At 71.0% G+C, this 19,643-nt stretch carries 17 protein-coding genes and 1 pseudogene; 5 read left to right on the top strand and 13 right to left on the bottom strand.

Annotation, left to right across the window (positions count from 1 at the left end; translation table 11 throughout):
• Positions 1-212 precede the first annotated feature (212 nt).
• The 5 genes from J7E97_RS35525 to J7E97_RS04070 all read right to left on the bottom strand — a co-directional run bounded on the left by J7E97_RS35525 (position 213) and on the right by J7E97_RS04070 (position 4,786).
• Entirely contained in the window at positions 213-1,511 is a 1,299-nt protein-coding gene (locus J7E97_RS35525) for a replication initiator (RefSeq protein WP_374224106.1), read from the bottom strand.
• Between the two features lie 195 nt (positions 1,512-1,706).
• Positions 1,707-2,561: a hypothetical protein gene (locus tag J7E97_RS04085; RefSeq protein ID WP_215022353.1), complete on the bottom strand. Its 855-nt coding sequence runs from the start codon at positions 2,559-2,561 to the stop codon at positions 1,707-1,709.
• Positions 2,542-3,408, bottom strand: coding sequence for an aldo/keto reductase (locus J7E97_RS04080; RefSeq protein ID WP_308346331.1), 867 nt, complete (start codon positions 3,406-3,408; stop codon positions 2,542-2,544). Before J7E97_RS04080 ends, J7E97_RS04085 begins: the two co-directional genes overlap by 20 nt.
• Positions 3,409-3,446: 38 nt before the next feature.
• Positions 3,447-4,634: a JmjC domain-containing protein gene (locus tag J7E97_RS04075; RefSeq protein WP_215022349.1), complete on the bottom strand. Its 1,188-nt coding sequence runs from the start codon at positions 4,632-4,634 to the stop codon at positions 3,447-3,449.
• Between the two features lie 14 nt (positions 4,635-4,648).
• Complete coding sequence (locus J7E97_RS04070) at positions 4,649-4,786, bottom strand: hypothetical protein (protein WP_214348540.1); 138 nt, start codon at positions 4,784-4,786, stop codon at positions 4,649-4,651.
• Positions 4,787-5,467: 681 nt separating this feature from the next.
• On the opposite strand from J7E97_RS04070, the gene J7E97_RS04065 reads away from it, so the two are divergent.
• The gene (locus J7E97_RS04065) at positions 5,468-5,944 is read left to right on the top strand and encodes a DUF5919 domain-containing protein (RefSeq protein ID WP_215022347.1); all 477 of its coding nucleotides are present in this window, start codon (positions 5,468-5,470) and stop codon (positions 5,942-5,944) included.
• Positions 5,931-6,398 carry an NUDIX hydrolase gene (locus J7E97_RS04060; protein WP_215022345.1) on the top strand — a complete coding sequence of 156 codons (468 nt, stop codon included), beginning with the start codon at positions 5,931-5,933 and terminating at the stop codon, positions 6,396-6,398. Before J7E97_RS04065 ends, J7E97_RS04060 begins: the two co-directional genes overlap by 14 nt.
• 40 nt (positions 6,399-6,438) lie before the next feature.
• Here J7E97_RS04060 and J7E97_RS04055 read toward each other — a convergent pair.
• From J7E97_RS04055 to J7E97_RS04040, 4 genes and pseudogenes are all read right to left on the bottom strand, one after another.
• Positions 6,439-7,356, bottom strand: a pseudogene (locus J7E97_RS04055) (fructose PTS transporter subunit IIA); the annotation flags it as partial.
• The gene (pfkB, locus tag J7E97_RS04050; protein ID WP_215022342.1) at positions 7,353-8,306 is read right to left on the bottom strand and encodes a 1-phosphofructokinase; all 954 of its coding nucleotides are present in this window, start codon (positions 8,304-8,306) and stop codon (positions 7,353-7,355) included. The gene pfkB and the pseudogene J7E97_RS04055, both read right to left, overlap by 4 nt.
• Positions 8,303-9,064, bottom strand: a complete 762-nt coding sequence (locus J7E97_RS04045; RefSeq protein WP_215022340.1) for a DeoR/GlpR family DNA-binding transcription regulator — start codon at positions 9,062-9,064, stop codon at positions 8,303-8,305. Before J7E97_RS04045 ends, pfkB begins: the two co-directional genes overlap by 4 nt.
• Positions 9,065-9,208: 144 nt before the next feature.
• A complete protein-coding gene (locus tag J7E97_RS04040) occupies positions 9,209-10,660 on the bottom strand; it encodes an MFS transporter (RefSeq protein WP_374224107.1) in 1,452 nt (483 codons plus the stop codon).
• 258 nt (positions 10,661-10,918) lie between these two features.
• Between J7E97_RS04040 and J7E97_RS04035 the strand changes: the two genes are divergently transcribed.
• Positions 10,919-12,037, top strand: coding sequence for a YafY family protein (locus tag J7E97_RS04035; RefSeq protein ID WP_215022336.1), 1,119 nt, complete (start codon positions 10,919-10,921; stop codon positions 12,035-12,037).
• A 261-nt stretch (positions 12,038-12,298) separates the two neighbouring features.
• Here J7E97_RS04035 and J7E97_RS04030 read toward each other — a convergent pair whose 3' ends face one another.
• The 4 genes from J7E97_RS04030 to J7E97_RS04015 all read right to left on the bottom strand — a co-directional run bounded on the left by J7E97_RS04030 (position 12,299) and on the right by J7E97_RS04015 (position 17,075).
• The gene (locus J7E97_RS04030; protein WP_215022333.1) at positions 12,299-13,276 is read right to left on the bottom strand and encodes a sigma-70 family RNA polymerase sigma factor; all 978 of its coding nucleotides are present in this window, start codon (positions 13,274-13,276) and stop codon (positions 12,299-12,301) included.
• A gap of 414 nt (positions 13,277-13,690) precedes the next feature.
• Positions 13,691-14,470: a dioxygenase gene (locus J7E97_RS04025; RefSeq protein WP_215022331.1), complete on the bottom strand. Its 780-nt coding sequence runs from the start codon at positions 14,468-14,470 to the stop codon at positions 13,691-13,693.
• Between the two features lie 117 nt (positions 14,471-14,587).
• On the bottom strand, positions 14,588-16,138 hold the full coding sequence (locus J7E97_RS04020) for an MFS transporter (protein ID WP_215022329.1): 1,551 nt from the start codon (positions 16,136-16,138) through the stop codon (positions 14,588-14,590).
• Between the two features lie 94 nt (positions 16,139-16,232).
• Complete coding sequence (locus tag J7E97_RS04015) at positions 16,233-17,075, bottom strand: TetR/AcrR family transcriptional regulator (protein WP_215022327.1); 843 nt, start codon at positions 17,073-17,075, stop codon at positions 16,233-16,235.
• Positions 17,076-17,339: 264 nt separating this feature from the next.
• Between J7E97_RS04015 and J7E97_RS04010 the strand changes: the two genes are divergently transcribed.
• Both J7E97_RS04010 and J7E97_RS04005 read left to right on the top strand, forming a co-directional pair.
• On the top strand, positions 17,340-18,620 hold the full coding sequence (locus tag J7E97_RS04010) for a M6 family metalloprotease domain-containing protein (protein WP_215022325.1): 1,281 nt from the start codon (positions 17,340-17,342) through the stop codon (positions 18,618-18,620).
• 243 nt (positions 18,621-18,863) lie between these two features.
• On the top strand, positions 18,864-19,592 hold the full coding sequence (locus J7E97_RS04005; protein ID WP_215022323.1) for a tyrosine-protein phosphatase: 729 nt from the start codon (positions 18,864-18,866) through the stop codon (positions 19,590-19,592).
• The last annotated feature ends 51 nt before the right edge of the window (positions 19,593-19,643 follow it).

The raw sequence follows: 19,643 nt of genomic DNA, 5'->3' as shown, positions 1-19,643 counted from the left end.
GGGCACCTGGTCGAGGTATAAGCGCAGGCAGACGGCGTCGGCGAGCGGAGCTGCACCTTCGGTGCGGGCCAGGTGCTCCAACGCGACGGGCATGGAGGAAGATACAGAGGCAGGCACGGGCTCGCTCGGTGCTCATGGGACGTAGACACTCACATGCTCACCGGCACCGTGCCTGCCCTGCTTCCCCACCCGGAACGGGACATGACGCCACGTCACGGACGAGACAGGCGAACCAGACCGATCGCTTTCATGCAATGACCCTGGCGGCAGCCCATCCTTCTATGCGCAGCGCGACCGCATCGCCGTCGGAGGAGGTGGACGGTACAGATTCCACGGCGACGAGCGTCACGTCCACACCTCCCCTTCGGTCTTGACTCGTTCCTTGTCCTCGCGAGCGCGGTTGATTTCGTGGCGTGTCTGGTTGGCGAGGAGTTCTTCGCCGGGGCGGTAGCCGGTGGTGAGGAAGGCCCAGGAGGATTCGGTGACGAGGACCGAGTCAGCGGCCGGGGCCTGGTGTCCTGCGCGTTCGCGGGCGGCTTCAGCTTGGGCGATGCGCCACCCTCGGCGTACGTCGCGCAGTGCGCCAGGGTGGTTGAGTAGGCGCGGGACTTGGTGGAGAAGTGGCCCCGGAAGCCGAGCATGTGCGCCCACTTGGTGAGCTTGAGGTGCGCGAATTCGGGCATGCCGCCGAGGGTCCAGGCGGTGCGGATCATCGTCCGGACGTGGGTCTGGACGCGGAGGTCCGCGAAGGATGCGGCGCGGCCGGTGCCACCGCAGTGGGGGCACAGGTCCCGCACGCGGTCGCCGACCATGCCTCGCCCCGAGCAGGGCGCGCAGACGAGGGAGCGATCAACGGTGCCGGAGCCTTCCGCGCTCTTCGTGGCGTACTTGGCGACGTAGGACGCCACCCTCTGGTCAGTGAGTTCCCCGTCCCCCAGGGCGGTGATCTCGCGGACGTCGATCTCGGCGCCCCATCGGATGATGCGGTCACCGACGGCGTCGGAGTTGAGGGTGAGGACGACGCGGTCACGGGCCCGGTGGACCACTTCGGTCAGCGCTTTCGCCGTGGCGAAGGCCGGCGGAGGGCTGGTGTGGCCGTCGGGGCCGTCTAGGCGGACGACCGCGTGGAAGTGGGCCAGGCCCCGCTTCTGGTACTCCGCGACCTTCGCGAAGGAAACCCGCACGGACACGTTCAGCGCCTTCTGGGTCATGCGCAGGTGCTGGGCCAGTTCACGGCGCACATAGGTCGTGAAACGGGACCACAGGGCCCCTGCGTGGGCATTCCACAGGACCGCGCCCGCGTAGTCGTACGCGCGGGGGTTCAGAGGCGTGCCGAGTACGGCGGCATCCTCGCTGTGGTGCTGGCCGCAGCGGCAGGGCCGGGGCTTGCCGCCGCCGGTGGGTCGGTTGTGGACCGGGCCGAAGGAGGGGGCCGTGAGGGTGACGAACAGGCGGGGGTGCGTGCGGACACTCTCGGCGACGTTCTTGCCGCCGGAGAGTCCGGCGCGCACGAGGTTGTAGGTATAGGCCCCCTGAACATGCCCGACCCCAACCCGAACAGGACACCGGCCAAAGCCGCTCCGGCCACCGGCGTGGGCAATGTGACGGGTCGAGATTCGTAACGGTCAATCTATGGACCGGGGTTGACGCACGACGGCCCCGGCACTGGGGAGGGGTGCCGGGGCGTGGAGAGGGCGGTGCAGGTGTCAGGTCGTGATCTCCGCAGGCGCCGAGACAGGCGGCCGGATGCCGGTCAGCTCTTGGGCGCGGTCGAGGAGGAGCGGTGCGAGCTTGGGGTAGAAGCCGCGCGCGACGGCCTGGAGCATTTCCGCGAGTGCGGCCAGTTCGCCGATGCGGCCGGCGGGGGTGTCGAGGATGTTCCCGAACTGGACGCGGAGGCGGTTGGCGACGAGCGGGACGCGGAGGCTGTACGCATGCAGGAGACCCGGGTCATAGCCCACTGGCACGCGGCCCCAACGCTCCCAGTCCAACAAGGTCAGTGGCATTCCTGTGACGTTGCCCCAGTGGAGGTCACCGTGTCCGGTGACGCGCTCGACCTTGTCCGGCGCGGGGATGCCGAGGAACTGGGGGAAGGCCCGCTCGATCCAGTCATACCGCACCGTGTTCTTGGACCCTTCCACTTCCGCCAGGCGGTCGAGGGAGCGGCGCAGCACGCCCCACCACTCGTCAGGCAGGGCAGGGTTACGGACCAGCTCCGGACTCCGAGGAGAGACGACGGGGTGCGGCACCAGGTCCAAGACTTCAGCTTCGAAGGCGTACTCGCCTTGGCTCCAGTCATATGTTCCGTGAACGGCCGGACGCGGTACGTCGCGCGGCACCAGGGCGTCAGCCCCGACGATTCCTTGCCCGTGTTTGCGTCCCGCGTTCTTCACCAGACTCCGGCTGACGCGCAGCCAGTAGGGACCCGAGCGGCGGCCCAGGGTGAAGCCTGCGAAGCCCCAGGCCAGGGGTCCCGAGCAGACCAGGCCGACCGCCTTGGCTGCGCGCTCGTGGGCGGCCGTCATCAGCGTTTGTGTGGCCTCATCCGGTGCCAAGTTCATCGGTCACTCTCCTGAGGTGTTCGGGGGTGAGGGGCGTGGCCAGGGCCTTTGCTGCATCGTCCCAGTGGTCGCGGCTGCTGGACGACGTGAGCACGACGTCCAGGGCCGGGCAGGAGGCAGCGGCCAAGAGGCCGGCGGCGCCGGGCGTGAGGCCGGGGCGGATCAAGTCCACCAGCTCCGGTGTCATGGCGTCGAGGAGGTCGCCGCCGTGCAGGGGCGCGGAGCCGAAGGTGATCATCCCGGCGTCCTGCGCCTGGACCAGGGGGCCGCCACCGTTGAGGGCCTGCGTGATCGGCGCATCCATGACCAGGCTCACCGGCATCTGTAGGCCGATCAGGTGGTGCGCTTCGGAGCCCGCCGCTTCCCGGGCGAGCGCCACCAGTTCAGGAATGCTGAACGCTCCTTCCCGCAGGCCCGACCAGGTGGCCACCCCGTAGCCGCCGATCCGGCGGAGCTGCACCAGCCCCTCCAAGACGCTGAACGCCTCACGGAGGCGCCAGTGCATCACCGCCCTGTCACCGCTCTGTATGGCTCGCTCAGGATTGTGCACGAACAGCAGCTCCACCCTGCCGAGTTGGGTTACTGCCTCTTCGACCTGATGGCAGATGAACCGGGGGTCGAGGCTGTGTCCGGCGGTGGCGTCTCCTTCGGAAAGGACGTCCAGGGCCAGCGCGGTACGGGCCTGACTGCGGGTGAAGAAGCCCGCTTTGGTCGCCACCCTGGTTGCCCCCGGATGCTCCCTCAGGACCGGTCCGAGGTGGTGTTGCGCCTTCCCGTGGGCGTAGTTGGGTGCGGTGTCGATCCACGGTGTTCCGGCCCGCAGAGCCTGACGAGCCGCCTCGGTCACGTCCCGGACCCGGTACGTCCCAAGAGCCAGGGCCGCCGTCACAGGGCAGTCCCCACGACAGCGACGGCCTGGCCCTCGATGAGGACCGAGACCAGAGCGGCCACGTCTTTCACTTCGAGGCCAGCGCAGTGCGCAAGGTCGCCCAGGGTGGCCGCTTGGCCGAGCAGCAGCAGGCGAAGGGCCGGCGCGGCGGCGTCGGTGAAGTCCCATGCCGTTCCGGCCGCCGAGAAGGTGACCGTGCTGTGCCCCGTATTCGCCACGACACGGCCCCGTGGGGCGGTCAGCCGCACGGCGATCTCCGGGCGCGGGGGCAGTCCGTCCACGTAGGGCAGGGAAGGCATTGCATGCCCGCGGGGAGTGGTGTCGTCCGACTCCGCCCAGCGCTCCACCAGGCGGGGGTCTGCCAGCTCATCCAGCAGTTCCCGGCGCAGTTCCGCGAGGAAGTCCGACTGATCCGGCAGCGAGGAGAACCGCGGAATGTCTCTGCGCAGCGCGAGGCCGGATCGGAGCTGGTCCACGACCCAGTGGAGGAGGTCCGCGCCCGTGTGGGAGACCAGGCCGAAGGTCAAGTGCAAGGACTCCGTGCCCTGGTCGGCGGTGACCGCGTGCCACCAGCCACGCGGCAGGTAGAGCACGTCACCCGGCGCCAAGACAACATCCGCCACGGGGTCGCCCTCGGGCTTCTCCGGGGTCTCCACATCGCGGAACGTCGGAGCTTCACGGGTGGCCCCGTAGAGCCGCCACCGTTTGGAGCCGTGCACCTGGACCACCACGACATCGTGGTCATCCCAGTGGAGCCCGAAGCCCTCCCGCTCCGTCCAAGAGGCATAGGCGTTGACCTGCACCGAGGTACCCAAGAAGCGTTCCAGGCCCTCAGCAGCCGCCCCCACGGGCGGATGGATCTTCTCGACCGAGTCCAGGACGAGTGAGGCACCGTCCTTGAGCTGGGAATGCAGTTCGGCCGGCTGGATGCGGGACCAGGTCACCGCGCGACGGTTCGTCGTCGGCACCGCGTACCGGTGCACGGGGACCATCTCGCCATCCACCGACAACCGCAGCCGAGGTGGCTCCAGACGTTGGGTGGCAATGATCCGGTTCAGGTCGTCCCAGGAGAACAGGCCCGCCGTGTCGGTGATACCGGGAAAGTGCGCGTAGGAGCGGTGGTACGTCCGGGCGAGGAACGTGTCCCCGCCCAGACGCCCCGCCCACGAGGCGGAATCAAGCATCGTGGGCAGCCCCGCTAGTCGTTGCCGTCGGAGCGACCGCCACTGACATCAGACTCCTGCTCGGTACGGGTGCGAGCGGCCACGATCTTCCGCTTCGCGACGAGCAGGCCACCCCCCTCGGGGGCAACGGAACCCTGGTTCTCCTCCACCATCGAACTTTCCTTTCTCTGGGGAAATCCCACCGGAAACCCCGGCGGGAAGACTGGAGTCGGGCGAGCCGAGAAGCCCCTAGGCCATGACGAAGACGCCAGCGGTGTACAAGCCCAGCGAGCCGACGATCAGAGCCACGTACAGGGGGCCGGCGAACCGACCGAACCGGCGCGGAAACCAACGACCTGAGCCATGCACTACGCCGCCCCTGGGCGGACAGCTGCCGGGCGAAGGGAACGAGCCGACAGCGTCCGTCGACCCGCACACTGCGCGCACTCACAGGGCGGATACCGGCCGGGGTCGTAGAGGAGCGCCACCGGGTCACCCTCACGCACCACGGTCTCCCGCCCATAGGTTCGACCGTTGTCCCGAGAGACGCGCATCGTCATCAGCGCACGCGGCTCCTCGCCACCGAGTCGCTGAATCACAGCAACCACCCCGTGAGAGCACCGAACGCATGCAGCGGACTTCGCATTACTGGTCTCCTCTCGCAGCGGCTCAAAGCGAATCTCAGCCCGGAAGGCTCTGCCCACCGCTGTGCAGCCTGCGAGGCATTAGGCGAGGAGGAAACAGCCTTGTGGCCCAACGCCATCCGCTCAGCACTAGCAACGGGGCCAGATCGGGAGATCGTCCAGGTCTTCCCCTACCGATCGGCGGCACCGTCAAGCCTGTGGCGCTCCCTCGTGACCAAGGCACAGCACGAGTTGGTGTTCGCCGGGTACACCAACTACTTCCTGTGGCTGGAGCAAGCCAACCTGGCCGGCGCGCTACGCCGTAAGGCTCAGAGCGGATGTCGAGTTCGGTTCCTGATCGGCGACCCGGCCAGTCCAGTCACTGCCGCGCGGGAAGCCGAGGAAGCCGTGCCGCTGACGCTCTCGACCCGGATCGCCGTGACGTTGAACGAGTTGGAGAAGCTGCGTGATGTCACCAACGTCGAGGGCCGCTTCGAGATCGGGCACGTCAACCTGTCCGTCTTCCGATTCGACGACGAGATGATCGTGACACCGATCCTGGCCCGCAAAGTCGGGCACGATTCCCCGCTGATGCACCTACGACGCAGCCAGGCAGACGGCATGTTCGACCGCTTCGCAGCTCACGTAGAGGAGCTGTGGAGCCGAGGACGCGATATTCGGGAGGCAGGCCAAGATGTCCAGGCGTGACTACGAGGACGACCCCCAAGCCCCCAAAGCAAACAGTCTTGTCCCCGCCGCTTCGGCCGTCGTCGTGGACGAAAGCGGCCGTGTTCTCTTGCAGCGACGCACCGACAACGGAATGTGGGCCCTTCCCGGCGGCAAGATGGAGCTTGGCGAGTCTCTGGGAGACTGCGCCGTCCGGGAGACGTTCGAGGAGACGGGGATTGCGGTTGAAGTCACCGGGATCGTCGGAACGTACACCGACCCGGGCCACGTCTTCGCCTACGACGACGGCGAGGTACGGCAGGAGTTCTCAATCTGCCTTCTCGCCCGCCCCACCGGCGGAAGTCTGCGCACGTCGGACGAGTCGTTCGAAGTGGCGTGGCTCGCTCCGGAAGCCATCGACGGGCTTCCCATGGTGCCGAGCATCCGTAAGCGGCTCAACGATTGGCGGGCTGGTCAGGGCCCCGTCGTCCGCTGACATTCTCACCGAAACGCGTCAGGAGCGGGGCGTAGTCCCCGGCCTCCCCGCGGTCCGCCTTGTCACGGGCTTCGCGCAGGAGTTCGGCGGGGCGGTTGATGCCGGCCTTGACGCCCGCGTCGACGGTGGGCTTTCCCGCGAAGCGGGCCCGGTCCCTGACCGGGACGTCGTGGGCGAAGATGACCGCGTCGGCGGCCGCGATGGCTTCGGGGGTGAGCTTGGTGAAGCCGGCGGAGCCCTGGGTCTCGATCTGGATGTCGATCCCGGCCTCGGCGGCGGCCCGTTGGAGGGACTCGGCGGCCATGTACGTGTGCGCGATCCCCGTGGGGCAGGACGTGACGGCGACGATCCGGAACGGGTGCCGCCCTGTGGGGCTCTCCCCCGCCTCGCCCCTGTCCGGAACCGGGCTCCGCCCGGGCCCGTCGGGGGCTTCGCCCCGGGACTCCTTCGCCTCGGACTCCTTCGCCCCGGACTCCTTCGCCTCGAACGCCGGCGCGGCCGCATTCGCCCCGGTGGTGGGCTCGCCCGCGACCAGGGCCGCGGCCTCGGCCGGGGTGGTCGCCGAGCGGAGGGCTTCGACGAAGTCGGGGCGCATCAGGCGGCGGGCCAGGGAGGACAGGATCGACAGGTGGGCGTCGTCCGCGCCGGACGGGGCCGCGATCAGGAAGATCAGGTCCGCCGGGCCGTCCGGGGCGCCGAAGTCCACGCCGGCGGCCGAGCGGCCGAAGGCCAGGGTGGGGGCGCTGACGTGGGCGCTGCGGCAGTGCGGGATGCCTATCCCGCCTTCCAGGCCGGTCGGCATCTGCGCCTCGCGCGCCGCCACGTCCGCCAGGAAGCCGTCCAGGTCCGTGACCCGGCCCAGCGTCACCATCCGTTCGGCCAGGGCGCGTGCCGCCTCCTCCTTCGAATCGGCGGACAGGCCGAGGTCGACCAGTTCGGGGGTGATCATCTCGCTCATCGCTCGTCGCTCATTTCGGACAGAGGGAGGTCCCGGGGCAGGTCCTGGGTGATGCGGACCGCGTCGGGACGCAGGTCCGCGGGGGACGGCATCGCGCTGCCGGGGAGCTGGACCGCGGCCGCGCCGTGGGCCAGGGCGGAGGCGAGGGCAGGGGCCCCCGTACCGCCCGCGATCAGGAAGCCGGCGAGGGAGGCGTCGCCCGCGCCGACGTTGCTGCGGACCGAGGAGACGGCCGCCGTGCCGTAGTAGGTGCCCTCCTCGGAGACCAGGAGCTGGCCGTCCGCGCCGAGGGAGGCCAGGACCGCCCTCGCGCCCAGCGAGCGCAGCTCCTCCGCCGCCTTGACCACGTCGCCGAGGGTGGCCAGGGGGCGCCCCACCGCGGCCGCGAGCTCCGAGGCGTTCGGCTTGATCACGTCGGGGCGGGCCGGCAGCGCCGCGAGCAGCGCCGGGCCGGAGGTGTCCAGGGCGATCCGGGCGCCGGCCGCGTGGGCGCGGGTGACGAGTTCGGCGTACCACTCGGGGCGCAGGCCGCGCGGGAGGCTGCCGCAGCAGGCGATCCAGGCGGCGCCGCCCGAGCAGGTGCGGACCGTCTCCAGGAGGAGCGCGGACTCCTCCGGCGTCACTTCCGGACCGGTCGCGTTGATCTTGGTGAGGGTGCCGTCCGGTTCGGCGAGGGAGATGTTGGAGCGGGTCTGGCCGGCGATCCGGACCACCGTGACGTCCACGCCCTGCGCGCCGAGGAGTTCGGCGATCAGCGTGCCCGGCGCGCCGCCGAGCGGCAGGACCGCCGTCGTACGGACGCCCGCGGCGGCCACCGCGCGGGAGACGTTGACGCCCTTGCCCCCGGGGTCGACCCGGTCGCCGGTGGCGCGGAGCACCTCGCCGCGGTCCAGCGAGCCGACCTCGTAGGTCCGGTCGAGGGAGGGGTTGGGGGTGACGGTGAGGATCATACGAGCACAACTTCCGTACCGGCGGCCTCGATCGCCGCCTTCTGGGCGGGGTCGAGCCCCGAGTCCGTGATGAGCAGGTCGACGCCCTCGAAGGAGCCGAAGCGGGCGAAGTGCTCCTGGCCCGCCTTCGCCGAGTCGGCGAGGAGGACGACGCGGCGGGCGGCGGCCATCGCGGCCCGCTTGACGGCGGCCTCGGCGAGGTCGGGCGTGGTCAGACCGCCGTCCGCCGTGAAGCCGTTGGTGGCCAGGAAGAGCACGTCGGCGCGGATCTCGGCGTACGCGCGCAGCGCCCACGCGTCGACGGCGGCGCGGGTGCGGTGGCGGACGCGGCCGCCGACGAGGTGGAGGTCGATGCCGGTGTGGTCGGCGAGCCGGGCGGCGACGGGCAGCGCGTGCGTGACCACGGTGAGCGCGATGTCCACGGGGATGGCGGCCGCGAGGCGGGCCACCGTGCTGCCGGCGTCGAGGACGATGCTGCCACCTTCGGGGAGCTCGGCGAGGGCGGCGGCCGCGATGCGGTCCTTCTCGTCGGCGGCGGTGGCCTCGCGCTCGGTGAGGTCCGGCTCGAAGTCGAGGCGTCCGGCCGGTATGGCGCCGCCGTGCACCCGGCGTACGAGGCCGGCCCGGTCCAGGGCCTTGAGGTCGCGGCGGACGGTCTCGGCCGTGACCTGGAACTGCTCGGCCAGGGACAGGACGTCGACCCGGCCCCCCTCGCGGGCGAGGCGGAGGATCTCCTGCTGGCGCTCCGGTGCGTACATGTGGTTTCAGATCCGTTCGATGCCCGACTCTGTGGATTGAGCCGTAGCCTACGCCCGTTTGGACCCAAAAACAAAAGAAACGGGCATGCCCGCCAACAAAAGCGGACATGCCCGTCGTCGTCTTCCGCGTTACGAGGGCGGCGGCTACCCGACCGGGAGCTTCTCCGCAGCTGCGGCCGGCTCACCGGAGTGCTCGGCGGAGTGCTCCGCACCGCCCTCGCGCTGCTCCATCGGCACCGCCTTGCGCGGCAGCACGAACATCACCGCGAAGATCACGGCCAGGACGGCGACGACCCACCACAGGGCGCTGCGGAAGGCCTCGACGTACGGCGGCCCGAAGACCATGTCGTCGTCGATCAGTCCGAAGAAGACTACGGAGGTGAGGCCGAGGCCCAGCGCGTTGCCCATCTGGCCGGTGGTGTTGATCAGGCCGGACGCCGAGCCGGCGTGCTCACGCGGCACCTCGGACAGCACGGTGTCGGTCAGCGGCGCGACGATCAGGCCCATGCCCAGGCCCATGACGACCAGCGGGGCCGCCATCTGCCAGGAGGAGATCTCCATGCCGTAGTGCCGCGACTCCCAGATGTAGAGCAGCACGCCCACGGCCATCACCAGCGCGCCGCCCTGCAGCACCTTGCGGCCGAAGCGCGGTACGAGCTTCTGCACGGACATGCCCGCGGCCGCCGAGACGGCGAGGGAGAACGGAATGCCGGTGGCGCCGGCCTTCAGGGCGCTCCAGCCGAGGCCCATCTGCATGTAGAGCGTCCAGACCAGGAAGAAGATGCCGGTCGCGATGCCGAAGGTCAGCTGGACCGCGATGCCGCCCGCGAAGCTCTTGACCTTGAAGAGGGAGAGCTCGACGAGCGGGGAGCCGTCCTTGCGCGTCTTGTACTTCTCGTAGGCGATGAAACCGCCGAACATGAAGGGCGAGGCGATCATGCAGACGAAGCCCCACACCGGCCAGTCGTTCTCGCGGCCGTGGGTGAGCGGGAAGATCAGCATGACCAGGGCGAGGGTGGCGAGCACGACGCCGACCAGGTCCAGACGCAGGGCCGTGGGGGCCTTGGACTCGGAGATGAACTTGCGGCCCAGGAGCACGCCGGCGATGCCGACGGGCAGGTTGATCAGGAAGATCGGACGCCATTCGAGACCGAGGATGTTCCACTCGGTGAGCAGCGCGCCGAGCATCGGGCCGGAGACCGCCCCGAGGCCGACGATCGCGCCGAACATGCCGAAGACCTTGCCGCGCTCGTGCGGCGGGAAGGTGACGTGGATGATCGCGAGCACCTGCGGGACCATCATGGCCGCCATCGCGCCCTGGAGGATGCGGGCGGCGACGAGCACGTCGGGGCTGGGCGCGAGGCCGCAGAGCAGCGAGGCTGCGGTGAAGCCGGATATGCCGAGGAGGAAGAGCCGCTTGCGACCGTAGATGTCGCCGAGACGGCCGCCGGTGATCAGGCCCGCGGCGAAGGCGAGGGCGTAGCCGGCGGTGATCCACTGGATGGCGCTCGTGGAGGCACCGAGGTCCTCGCGCATGCGGGGTATCGCGATGTTGACGATCGTGACGTCGACGAGGTCCATGAAGGCCGCGGTCATCACGATGGCGAGCGCCAGCCAGCGGCGGCGGTCGAGGGACGGGCCGGGAGCGGCCGCGGCCCGGGCGGTTGCCCCGGCGGTTGCCTGGGCGGCGGTCGAGCTGGGCGAGCTGGTCTCTGCGGGGGTCTCGGTCCGCTCTTCTTGTACGGGCCCGTTCTTTCCTTCGGGCGATGACTGGGGCGTCTTCGTGCTCATGGGGAGAAACCTAGACGGCATATAGGTCAGATGGTGTCCTATTTGGCTGGCAGCCTTGAACCCATGACCGACACCCCGGCCCGCCTGCTCTCCCTCCTCTCCCTGCTCCAGACGCCGCGCGAATGGCCCGGGAGCGAGCTCGCGGAGCGGCTGCGGGTGAGCGCCCGGACGATCCGGCGCGATATCGACCGCTTGCGGGAGCTCGGATATCCCGTGGAGGCCACGCTCGGCGCGGAGGGCGGCTACCGGCTGGTGGCGGGCGCGGCGATGCCGCCGCTGCTCTTGGACGACGAGGAGACGGTCGCGATCGCGGTGGGCCTGCGGGCGGGGGCCGGGCACGCGATCGAGGGCGTCGAGGAAGCCTCGGTACGGGCCCTCGCGAAGCTGGAACAAGTCCTGCCGGGGCGGCTGCGGCACCGGGTGAGCGCGCTGCAGTCGGCGACGGTCGCCGTGACCCGGGGGGACGGGGCGAGCGTGGACCCCCGGACGCTGACCGCGATCGCGTCGGCGGTGGCGGGCTCGGAGCGGCTGCGGTTCGCGTACCTGGCGGGCGACGGGGCGCGGTCGCGGCGGCTGGTTGAGCCGTACCGGCTGGTCAGCACCGGGAGCCGGTGGTACCTCGTCGCGTACGACATGGAGCGCGCGGACTGGCGGACCTTCAGGGTGGACCGCATGAGCGAGCCGGGCGCGACGGGAGCGAGGTACGCGGTGCGGGACCTGCCGATGGAGGCGGTGGAGTTCGTGCGGCGGGGACTGCGGGGCGGGGAGACGTACGGGGTGGACGTCTGGTTCGGCTGCGGACCGGGCGAGCTGCCGGGGTGGCTGCGGGCGGCGGGGGCCGGGGCAGGGCCGGAGGCTGCGCCTCGCGTGGAGCCCGGGCCCGGGGCGGGACCCGAGGCTGCGCCTGCGCCTCGCGTCGAGCCCGGGGCGAGTGCCGGTCCGGAGGGCGGGGCCGGGGCGGGGCCTGAGGCTGCGCCTGCGCCTCGCGTCGAGGCCGGGGGGAGTGCCGGTCCGGAGGGTGGGGGCGGGGTGCGGGTGCGGTTCGAGACGGCGGACGCGCCGGAGTGGCTGGTGGCGCGGCTGGCGCTGGTGGGGGTGCCGTTCCGTGTGCACGCCCCGGAGTCGCTGGTGGACGCCGCGCGGGGGCTTGGTGCGCGGTTGGCGCAGGCGGCGGGGCCGTAGCCGGGGCCGCGCCCTGCTAGTGCCGCGTCAGGCAACGTTTGCCCGTCAAGGAGCGGCGTCCGGTGCGTGCTCTCGGCGTGCCGGCCGGAAGCCCTCGTACTGGACGTACTTGGGCTTTCGGCCGGTGCGGCGAGAGTGCGTGCCGGACGCCGCGACGGGGCGAACGTTGCCTGACGCGGCACTAGCGGCCGTCTCCCGGGAGAAAGGGGAGCCCCCGGCGCCTGGGGGGGATAGGCACCGGGGGCTCGTATATGGGGGGCGTCAGGCCACTGCATCGAAGCCGGTGTCGCGGGCCATGCGCTTGAGCTCCAGGAGGGCGTGCTTCTCGATCTGGCGGATTCGCTCCCGCGTCAGTCCGTGCTGCTTGCCCACTTCTGTCAGGGTACGCTCCCGACCGTCATCGATGCCGTAACGCATCTTGATGATCGAGGCCGTCCGCTGGTCCAGCTGGCCCAGCAGTTCCTCCAGCTCCTCGCTCCGCAGGAGGGAGAGGACGGACTGCTCCGGGGAGACCGCCGAGGTGTCTTCCAGCAGGTCACCGAATTGTGTGTCGCCGTCCTCGTCCACCGACATGTTCAGGCTGACCGGGTCGCGCGCCCAGTCCAGGACGTCACCCACACGCTTCTCGGTCGTGTCCAGTTCTGCGGCGATCTCGGCGTGTTCCGGCTCCCGGCCCTTCTCGCGGTGGAACTCGCGCTGGATCCTGCGGATCCGGCCGAGCTCCTCCACCAGGTGGACGGGGAGGCGGATGGTGCGCGACTGGTCGGCTATGGAGCGGGTGATGGCCTGGCGGATCCACCACGTGGCGTACGTGGAGAACTTGAAGCCCTTGGCGTAGTCGAACTTCTCGACCGCGCGCACCAGGCCGGCATTGCCCTCCTGGATGAGGTCGAGGAGGGGCAGGCCGCTGCGCGGGTAGCGGCGGGCGACGGCGACGACCAGGCGGAGGTTGGAGCGGATGAAGACTTCCTTGGCGCGCTCGCCCTCGGCGGCCAGCGCTTCCAGCTCCTCCTGGGAGGGGGTCTTGCCCTCGCGCTCTATCGCTCCGTCGAGGATCTGCCGGGCGTACACGCCCGCCTCGATGATCTGCGAGAGCTCGACTTCCTTGGCCGCGTCGATCAGCGGGGTGCGCGCGATCTCATCCAGGTACATGCCGACCAGGTCGCGGTCTGCGATCTCCCCGCCCACAGCGCGAGCGCTGCTCCTGGACTGACGACGGGCGACGGCGCGGGTTGCCATGCGTGCTCCCTTGGGATGAGTTCGGTCGCGGTGCTGCGGCTGCCTGACACTCTCCCGAGTGCCCGCTTCCGAAGGAAACAACGACTGGAATCGGGACAGAATTCCCACGCCGCTCCCTCTTTTTCGAGATCTTGCAGTATCCTGCCCCGCCATCCCCGGGTCCGAGCAGATGGAGGGAGGCCGCCCGAACCGGAAGAGGTGCAGGTCAGGGCCGGGACGGAGACCGATCCGGCCGCCCTCGCGGACGGGTGAGACCCGCCGCCCGTGAGACCGCCGTCACACGCGGCACGGCCGTTTCGCCTCGGAACAGCGCCACCCCCGGCCGGGTTCCTCCTCCGAAGACGGTCCGCACCGGCTCTTGGTTGCCTGGACCTGCGATCGAATCGCCGGATACGCCACAAGCAGGCCATTCCGTCAGCCGAATTGCAGGGACCGCTTCGAGAGGCCCATCCAGAAGCCCGAGACCGGGGTGGAGGCCGAGGCGAGTTCGGCTTCGGCGGCGCCCAGGGTGACGAACAGCGGAGCGAAGTGTTCCGTGCGCGGATGGGCCAGGCGGCCCGCCGGGGACTTGGCCTCGAAGTCCAGCAGGGCGTCGAGGTCGCCGGCCGCCAGGGCCTCGTGGCCCCACGCGTCGAACTCCGCCGACCAGGCGGGGACGCCGGGGCCGGTGTGGCGCAGGGCGGCCAGGTTGTGGGTGAAGAAGCCGCTGCCGACGATCAGGACGCCTTCGTCGCGCAGCGGGGCGAGCTTGCGGCCGATCTCCATCAGGCGGCGCGGGTACAGCGTCGGCATCGATATCTGGAGGACCGGGATGTCGGCCGCCGGGAACATCTCCACGAGCGGGACGTACGCGCCGTGGTCCAGCCCCCGGTCGGGGATGTCCTGGACGGGGGTGCCGGGGGCCTTGAGGAGACCCCGTACGGCCGCCGCCAGCTCGGGGGCGCCCGGGGCGTCGTAGCGGACCCGGTAATAGTGCTCGGGGAAGCCCCAGAAGTCGTGGACCAGCGGGACCGGCTCCGTGGCGCCGAGGGCGAGCGGGGCCTCTTCCCAGTGGGCGGAGACCATGAGGATCGCCCGGGGGCGGGGCAGGTCCGCGGACCAGGCGGCCAGTTCGGCCGGCCAGAGGGGATCGTCCGCCAGGGGCGGCGCTCCGTGGCTCAGGTACAGCGCGGGCATCCGGGCCGAGGTGGTCATCAGGGGCTCCAGGGATTCGGGCGGGCCGCCGGACAAAGACCGACCCCGCGTCGTTCAAATTTGAACGACGCGGGGTCATCAGTCATTCCCGCACCCCCGGAACCGGGGCCCGGCCCGTCAGTGGGCGATCACCGGGATCTTCATTTCGGCGTCCGCGCCCTCGCCGGAACCGGAGCCGGAGCCGGCGACCGCGCCACCCGCGCCCGGACGGCCCGTGTTGATCAGGGTGAGGGCGATGAGCGAGCTGGCGACCAGGATGCCGACCGCCCACCAGATCGCCGAGGCGTAGCCCTCCACCATGGCCTGGGCCTGGATCAGCTTCGCCGCCGGGCCGCCCGCCGCGGCCTCGGCCGCGTGGTCGGTCAGGTACGCGGTCGTCGCGGAGGCGGCGATCGTGTTCAGCAGGGCGGTGCCGATCGCACCGCCGACCTGCTGCGAGGTGTTGACCATCGCCGAGGCGACGCCGGCGTCCGCCGGGTTCACCCCGTACGTGGCCAGGGACATGGCCGGCATGAACGCCGTACCCATGCCGAGGCCCAGCAGCAGCTGCGCCGGCAGGATCAGCGCCGGGTAGGAGGAGCCGACCTCGAGCTGCGTCAGCAGCAGCATGCCGCCGGCGGCGACCATGAAGCCGGGGCCCATCAGCAGGCGCGGCGGGACCCGCGTCATCAGGCGGGCGCCGATCTGCGTGGAGCCGAGGATCATGCCCGCGATCATCGGGAGGAAGGCGAAGCCGGTCTTGACGGGCGAGAAGCCCTTCACGACCTGCAGGTAGAAGGTGAGGAAGAGGAACAGGCCGAACATCGCGATGACGGCGAGGCCCAGCGAGAGGTAGACACCGCCCCGGTTGCGCTCCAGCAGGACGCGCAGCGGCAGCAGCGGGGACTTCACACGGGATTCGACGAAGACGAACGAGGCGAGCAGCAGCGCGGAGGCGACGAACATGCCGACGGTCAGACCGTCCGACCAGCCCGCCGACTCGGCGCGGGTGAACCCGTAGACCAGGGCGACCAGACCGGTCGTGGACAGGACCACGCCGGGGATGTCGAGCGGCGCGCGGTTACGGCCGCCGACCGGCTCACGGATGATCATCCAGGCGCCGACGGCGGCGACGATCGCGAACGGGATGTTGACGAAGAACGTCCAGCGCCAGTTGAGGTACTCGGTGAGGAAGCCGCCGAGGATCAGGCCCACGGCGCCACCCCCACCGGCGATCGCACCGTAGATGCCGAAGGCCTTGGCGCGCTCCTTGGCGTCGGTGAACGTGACGGCCAGCAGCGAGAGCGCGGCGGGCGCGAGCAGTGCGCCGAAGGCGCCCTGCAGGGCGCGGGCCCCCAGCATCATGGCCTCGCCCTGGGCGGCGCCGCCGAGCGCGGAGGCCAGGGCGAATCCGATCAGACCGACGATGAAGGTGTTCTTGCGGCCCCACTTGTCGGCGATGCGGCCGCCGAAGAGGAGCAGTCCGCCGAAGGCCAGGGCGTACGCGGTGATGACCCACTGGCGGTTGCCGTCCGAGATGCCGAGGTCGGTCTGGGCGGACGGCAGGGCGATGTTCACGATGGTGGCGTCGAGGACGACCATCAGCTGCGCCAGCGCGATGAAGACGAGCGCCTTCCAACGACTGGGGTCGGCGACGGACAGCGGCGGATTCGCGGCTGTTTTAGACATGGGGGTACCCACTTCGTGGTGCGAGATGACTGAAAGGGAGGTTAAGAACAGGTTTGAGGCGGGTTTACGACGCTAGCGGGAGCGACCCGGGGCGTCACATGGTTTTCCGTCTCAGGTCCGCCAGCGTGGTCGGCGCACCCGGGAGCCGGGAGGGGGCCGGGGCCCTCAAACCGTCGAGGAACAGCTGGAGATGGCGGTGGGCGAAGAGGTCCACGTCGAAGCAGGCGGTGCCGGGGAGGGGGCGGCTGAGCTGGGACAGGGCGATCAGCAGATCGCCGACGCCGATGTCGGTGCGCAGCAGCCCGCAGGACTGGCCGGCGGCCACCAGGGCCTCGACGGCTTCCTCCAACGCGGTACGGGAGGCGAGCAGTTCGGGGTGGTCCCGATCGAAGTCCCCGGAGAGCATGGGGCACAGGGCGCCGATCCGCTCGTCCGCCGCTCCGTGCGTGAAGCGGCAGAGCGCGTCGAAGGCGTCCGGGCCGTCGGCGGCCACCGTCTCGGCGAGCACCGTCTCGGCCAGCACCGTCTCGGCCAGCAGCGTGACCCGGTCCATCACGAACAGCACGACGTGGTGGACGAGCGTGGGCCGGTCGGGGAAGTGCCGGTAGAGCGTGGCGTTGCCGACGCCGGCCCGGCGGGCGATCTCGTCGAGGGGGGCCGTCGAGCCGAATTCCACGAGCGCCTCGCGCGCGGCCGTCAGGATGCGCTCCCGATTGCGGACGGCGTCGGCGCGCGGCCTCGGCACCGCGCCGGAGCCGGAGCCGGGGTCGGAACCGGGGCCGGAGCCCACGGAGCACGCCGCGCCCGAGGGCCCGGCCGCGCCCGCGCCGCACGCCCCGGTCCCGGCCCCGGTCGGCGAAGGAGCCGCGAGGTCGAGGGCGGCCTGCGGCCCGGGTACGGGCAGGGCCGCCGGAGCGGTGGTGGCGGGGCTCTTCATCCGGGGGCTCCCTGGCTGGCACGACTGACGCGAACGGCCGCTCGAAACGGGGAGCGGGTCCCCGCTTCGGCGGGACTCTCGTGCAAACGGGGAAGCAGTCCCCGGTTATTTCACCCTCCCGTGTGACCTGGACCACATCACCCCGGACCCGCCGCTCCCGTTTGGCCTCTCCCGGCGCGCGGGCGCGCCGGGAGCGTCGGAGGGTGATCGAACAGAGCGCAGACCGGGCCCGGCCGGCTGCCGCGGACCCGAAGGCCGGTCTCCATGCCGCAGACGCGCCACCGGATACGCAAGCCACGCCGCACCAGCGCGTACATCGGCATCACCGCGCTGGCCCTCGGCGTCACCGCGACCGCCAGCGCCGGCATATCCGCCCGCAGCCACTCGGCGTCCGGGCCGGTGGCCGCGACCAGCGCCGAGTCCGCGCTCGCGCCCTGCCGGATCGCCGGCGCGATGGGCGTGCAGTTGTCCGAAGGGCTGCCCACCGCCCCCGGGTACTCGCGCTCGACCGGCGAGGTCCGGGCCCTGAACCTGATGATCGACTTTCCCGATGCCAAGGGCGAGGGCACGGCGGCCGACCGGCTGGCGGAGTTCTTCCCGCAGACCTCGGACTGGTTCCGCACCAGTTCCTACGGGCGACTGACCTACCGGTCCGAGGCGCCCATACGGAACTGGCTGCGCATGCCGATGCCGTTCGCGGCGTACGGGATCGAGCGCGGGTCCGCGTACGAGCCGGGCTACCGGCAGCTCGTCGAGCACATCGTGAAGACCGCCGACGCCCAGGTCGATTTCTCCCGGTACGACCTGATCAACATCCTGGTCACGCCGAACGCCGGCCCCTCCGCCCTCGACACGGTCCTGTCCGTCACCTTCTCGGGCAACAACGAGGCCCCGATGGCCGACGGCGTGCCGCTCGCCAACACGTCCTTCGTCTACAGCCGCCAGGACGACGGCTCCGGCGCCTACCGGGAGAACGGCTACCGCGTGCTCCCCCACGAGAACGGGCACGTCTTCGGCCTGCCCGACCTCTACACCTCCGACGGCGGCGGCACGGTCGGGCACTGGGACATCATGAGCGAGGACTGGGGCGCCAACAACGACATGCTCGGCTGGCACAAGTGGAAGCTGGGCTGGCTCGACAGCTCCCAGATCAGCTGCGCCGCGAAATCCGGGATCAGCGACCACGTCCTGTCCCCGCTCGCCGTCCAGGGCGGCACCAAGCTCGCCTTCGTCCCCGTCTCGGAGAGCGCCGGCTACGCGGTGGAGGTGCGCACCCAGGCGGGGAACGACGAGGCCGTCTGCAAGCCCGGGGTCCTCATATACAAGGTGGACTCCGAGGTGGACACCGGACGCGGGCCCGTCGCCGTCTCCGACAGCTCGGGCGCGAGCGGCGGCTGCACCCGGCGGCCCAACGTCCACGCCGAGCTCTCGGACGCGCCCTTCAAGCCCGGCGAGACCTTCACCGACGAGAAGGCCGGCATCAGCGTCTCGGTCGTCGGCGAGCTGCGCAACGGCAGCTACCAGGTACGGGTCAGCCGACCGTGAACCGCCCTCGGGCCCGGCGGCCCGGCCGTCCTTGTTCGTTCGGCGTCCATCAGGTCCCGGTGAGGTGCTCCGGCCGGACCGGGACCCGGCGCAGGACAAGGCCGGTGGCGGCGCGGATCGCGGCGGCGATCGCCGGGGTCGGGGACAGCGTCGGTGTGCCTCGCCGATGCCGCGGAGCCCGTACGGGGCGTGCGTGCCCGGCGGGGCTGGTGGATCCGGCCGCCCTGGAAGATCATCGGAGTCATGACGACGCGACACATCGAGTTCGAGCGGCTGCACAACTTCCGTGATCTCGGGGGCTATCGCACGGCCGACGGCGCCGCCGTCGCGTGGGGCGCGCTCTACCGGGCGGACTCGCTCGGCAAGCTGGGCGGCGCGGACTGGGACCGCTTCCTCGGCCTCGGCATCCGCACCGTGATCGACCTGCGCTATCCGTGGGAGATCGAAGCCAAGGGCCGGATACCGGAGCCCGAGCGGTTCACGTACGCCAACCTCAGCATCGAGCACCGGCCGTACGACCAGGCCGAGATCGACCCGGACCTCGACCCCTGGTGCTTCCTCGCCGACCGGTTCGCCGAGGTGGCCGAGGACGGGGTGGCGGAGATCCGCGCCGCGATCGAGCTGCTCGCCGAGGGCCCGGGACCGGCGGTGTTCCACTGCACCTCGGGCAAGGACCGCACCGGGCTGATCGCCGCGCTCGTCCTGACCCTGCTCGGGGTGGACGAGGAGCAGATCCTCGCGGACTTCGCGCTGACCGAGCTGGCCACCGCCCGGCTGACGGCCGACTGGCACGCGGCCCACCCCGGCCGCACCATGCGCTGGCCCGCCTACGGGCGCGCCCCCGCCGAGGTGCTGCGGCTGACCCTCGCCGACCTCGCCACCCGTTACGGCTCCGTCTCCGGCTACCTCACGGAGCAGGTCGGCATCACCCCCGGGACCACGGCCCGGCTGCGCGCCCGCCTGCTGACCTGACCGACGGCCGCCCGGGCCCGGCGGCACGGCCGACGCGGCGCGGGCGCGGGC

Source organism: Streptomyces sp. ISL-66 (assembly GCF_018614135.1).
Taxonomy (GTDB): Bacteria; Actinomycetota; Actinomycetes; order Streptomycetales; family Streptomycetaceae; genus Streptomyces.
Note: the sequence above shows the minus strand (reverse complement) of the source record. Positions and strands in the feature narration are given on the sequence as shown.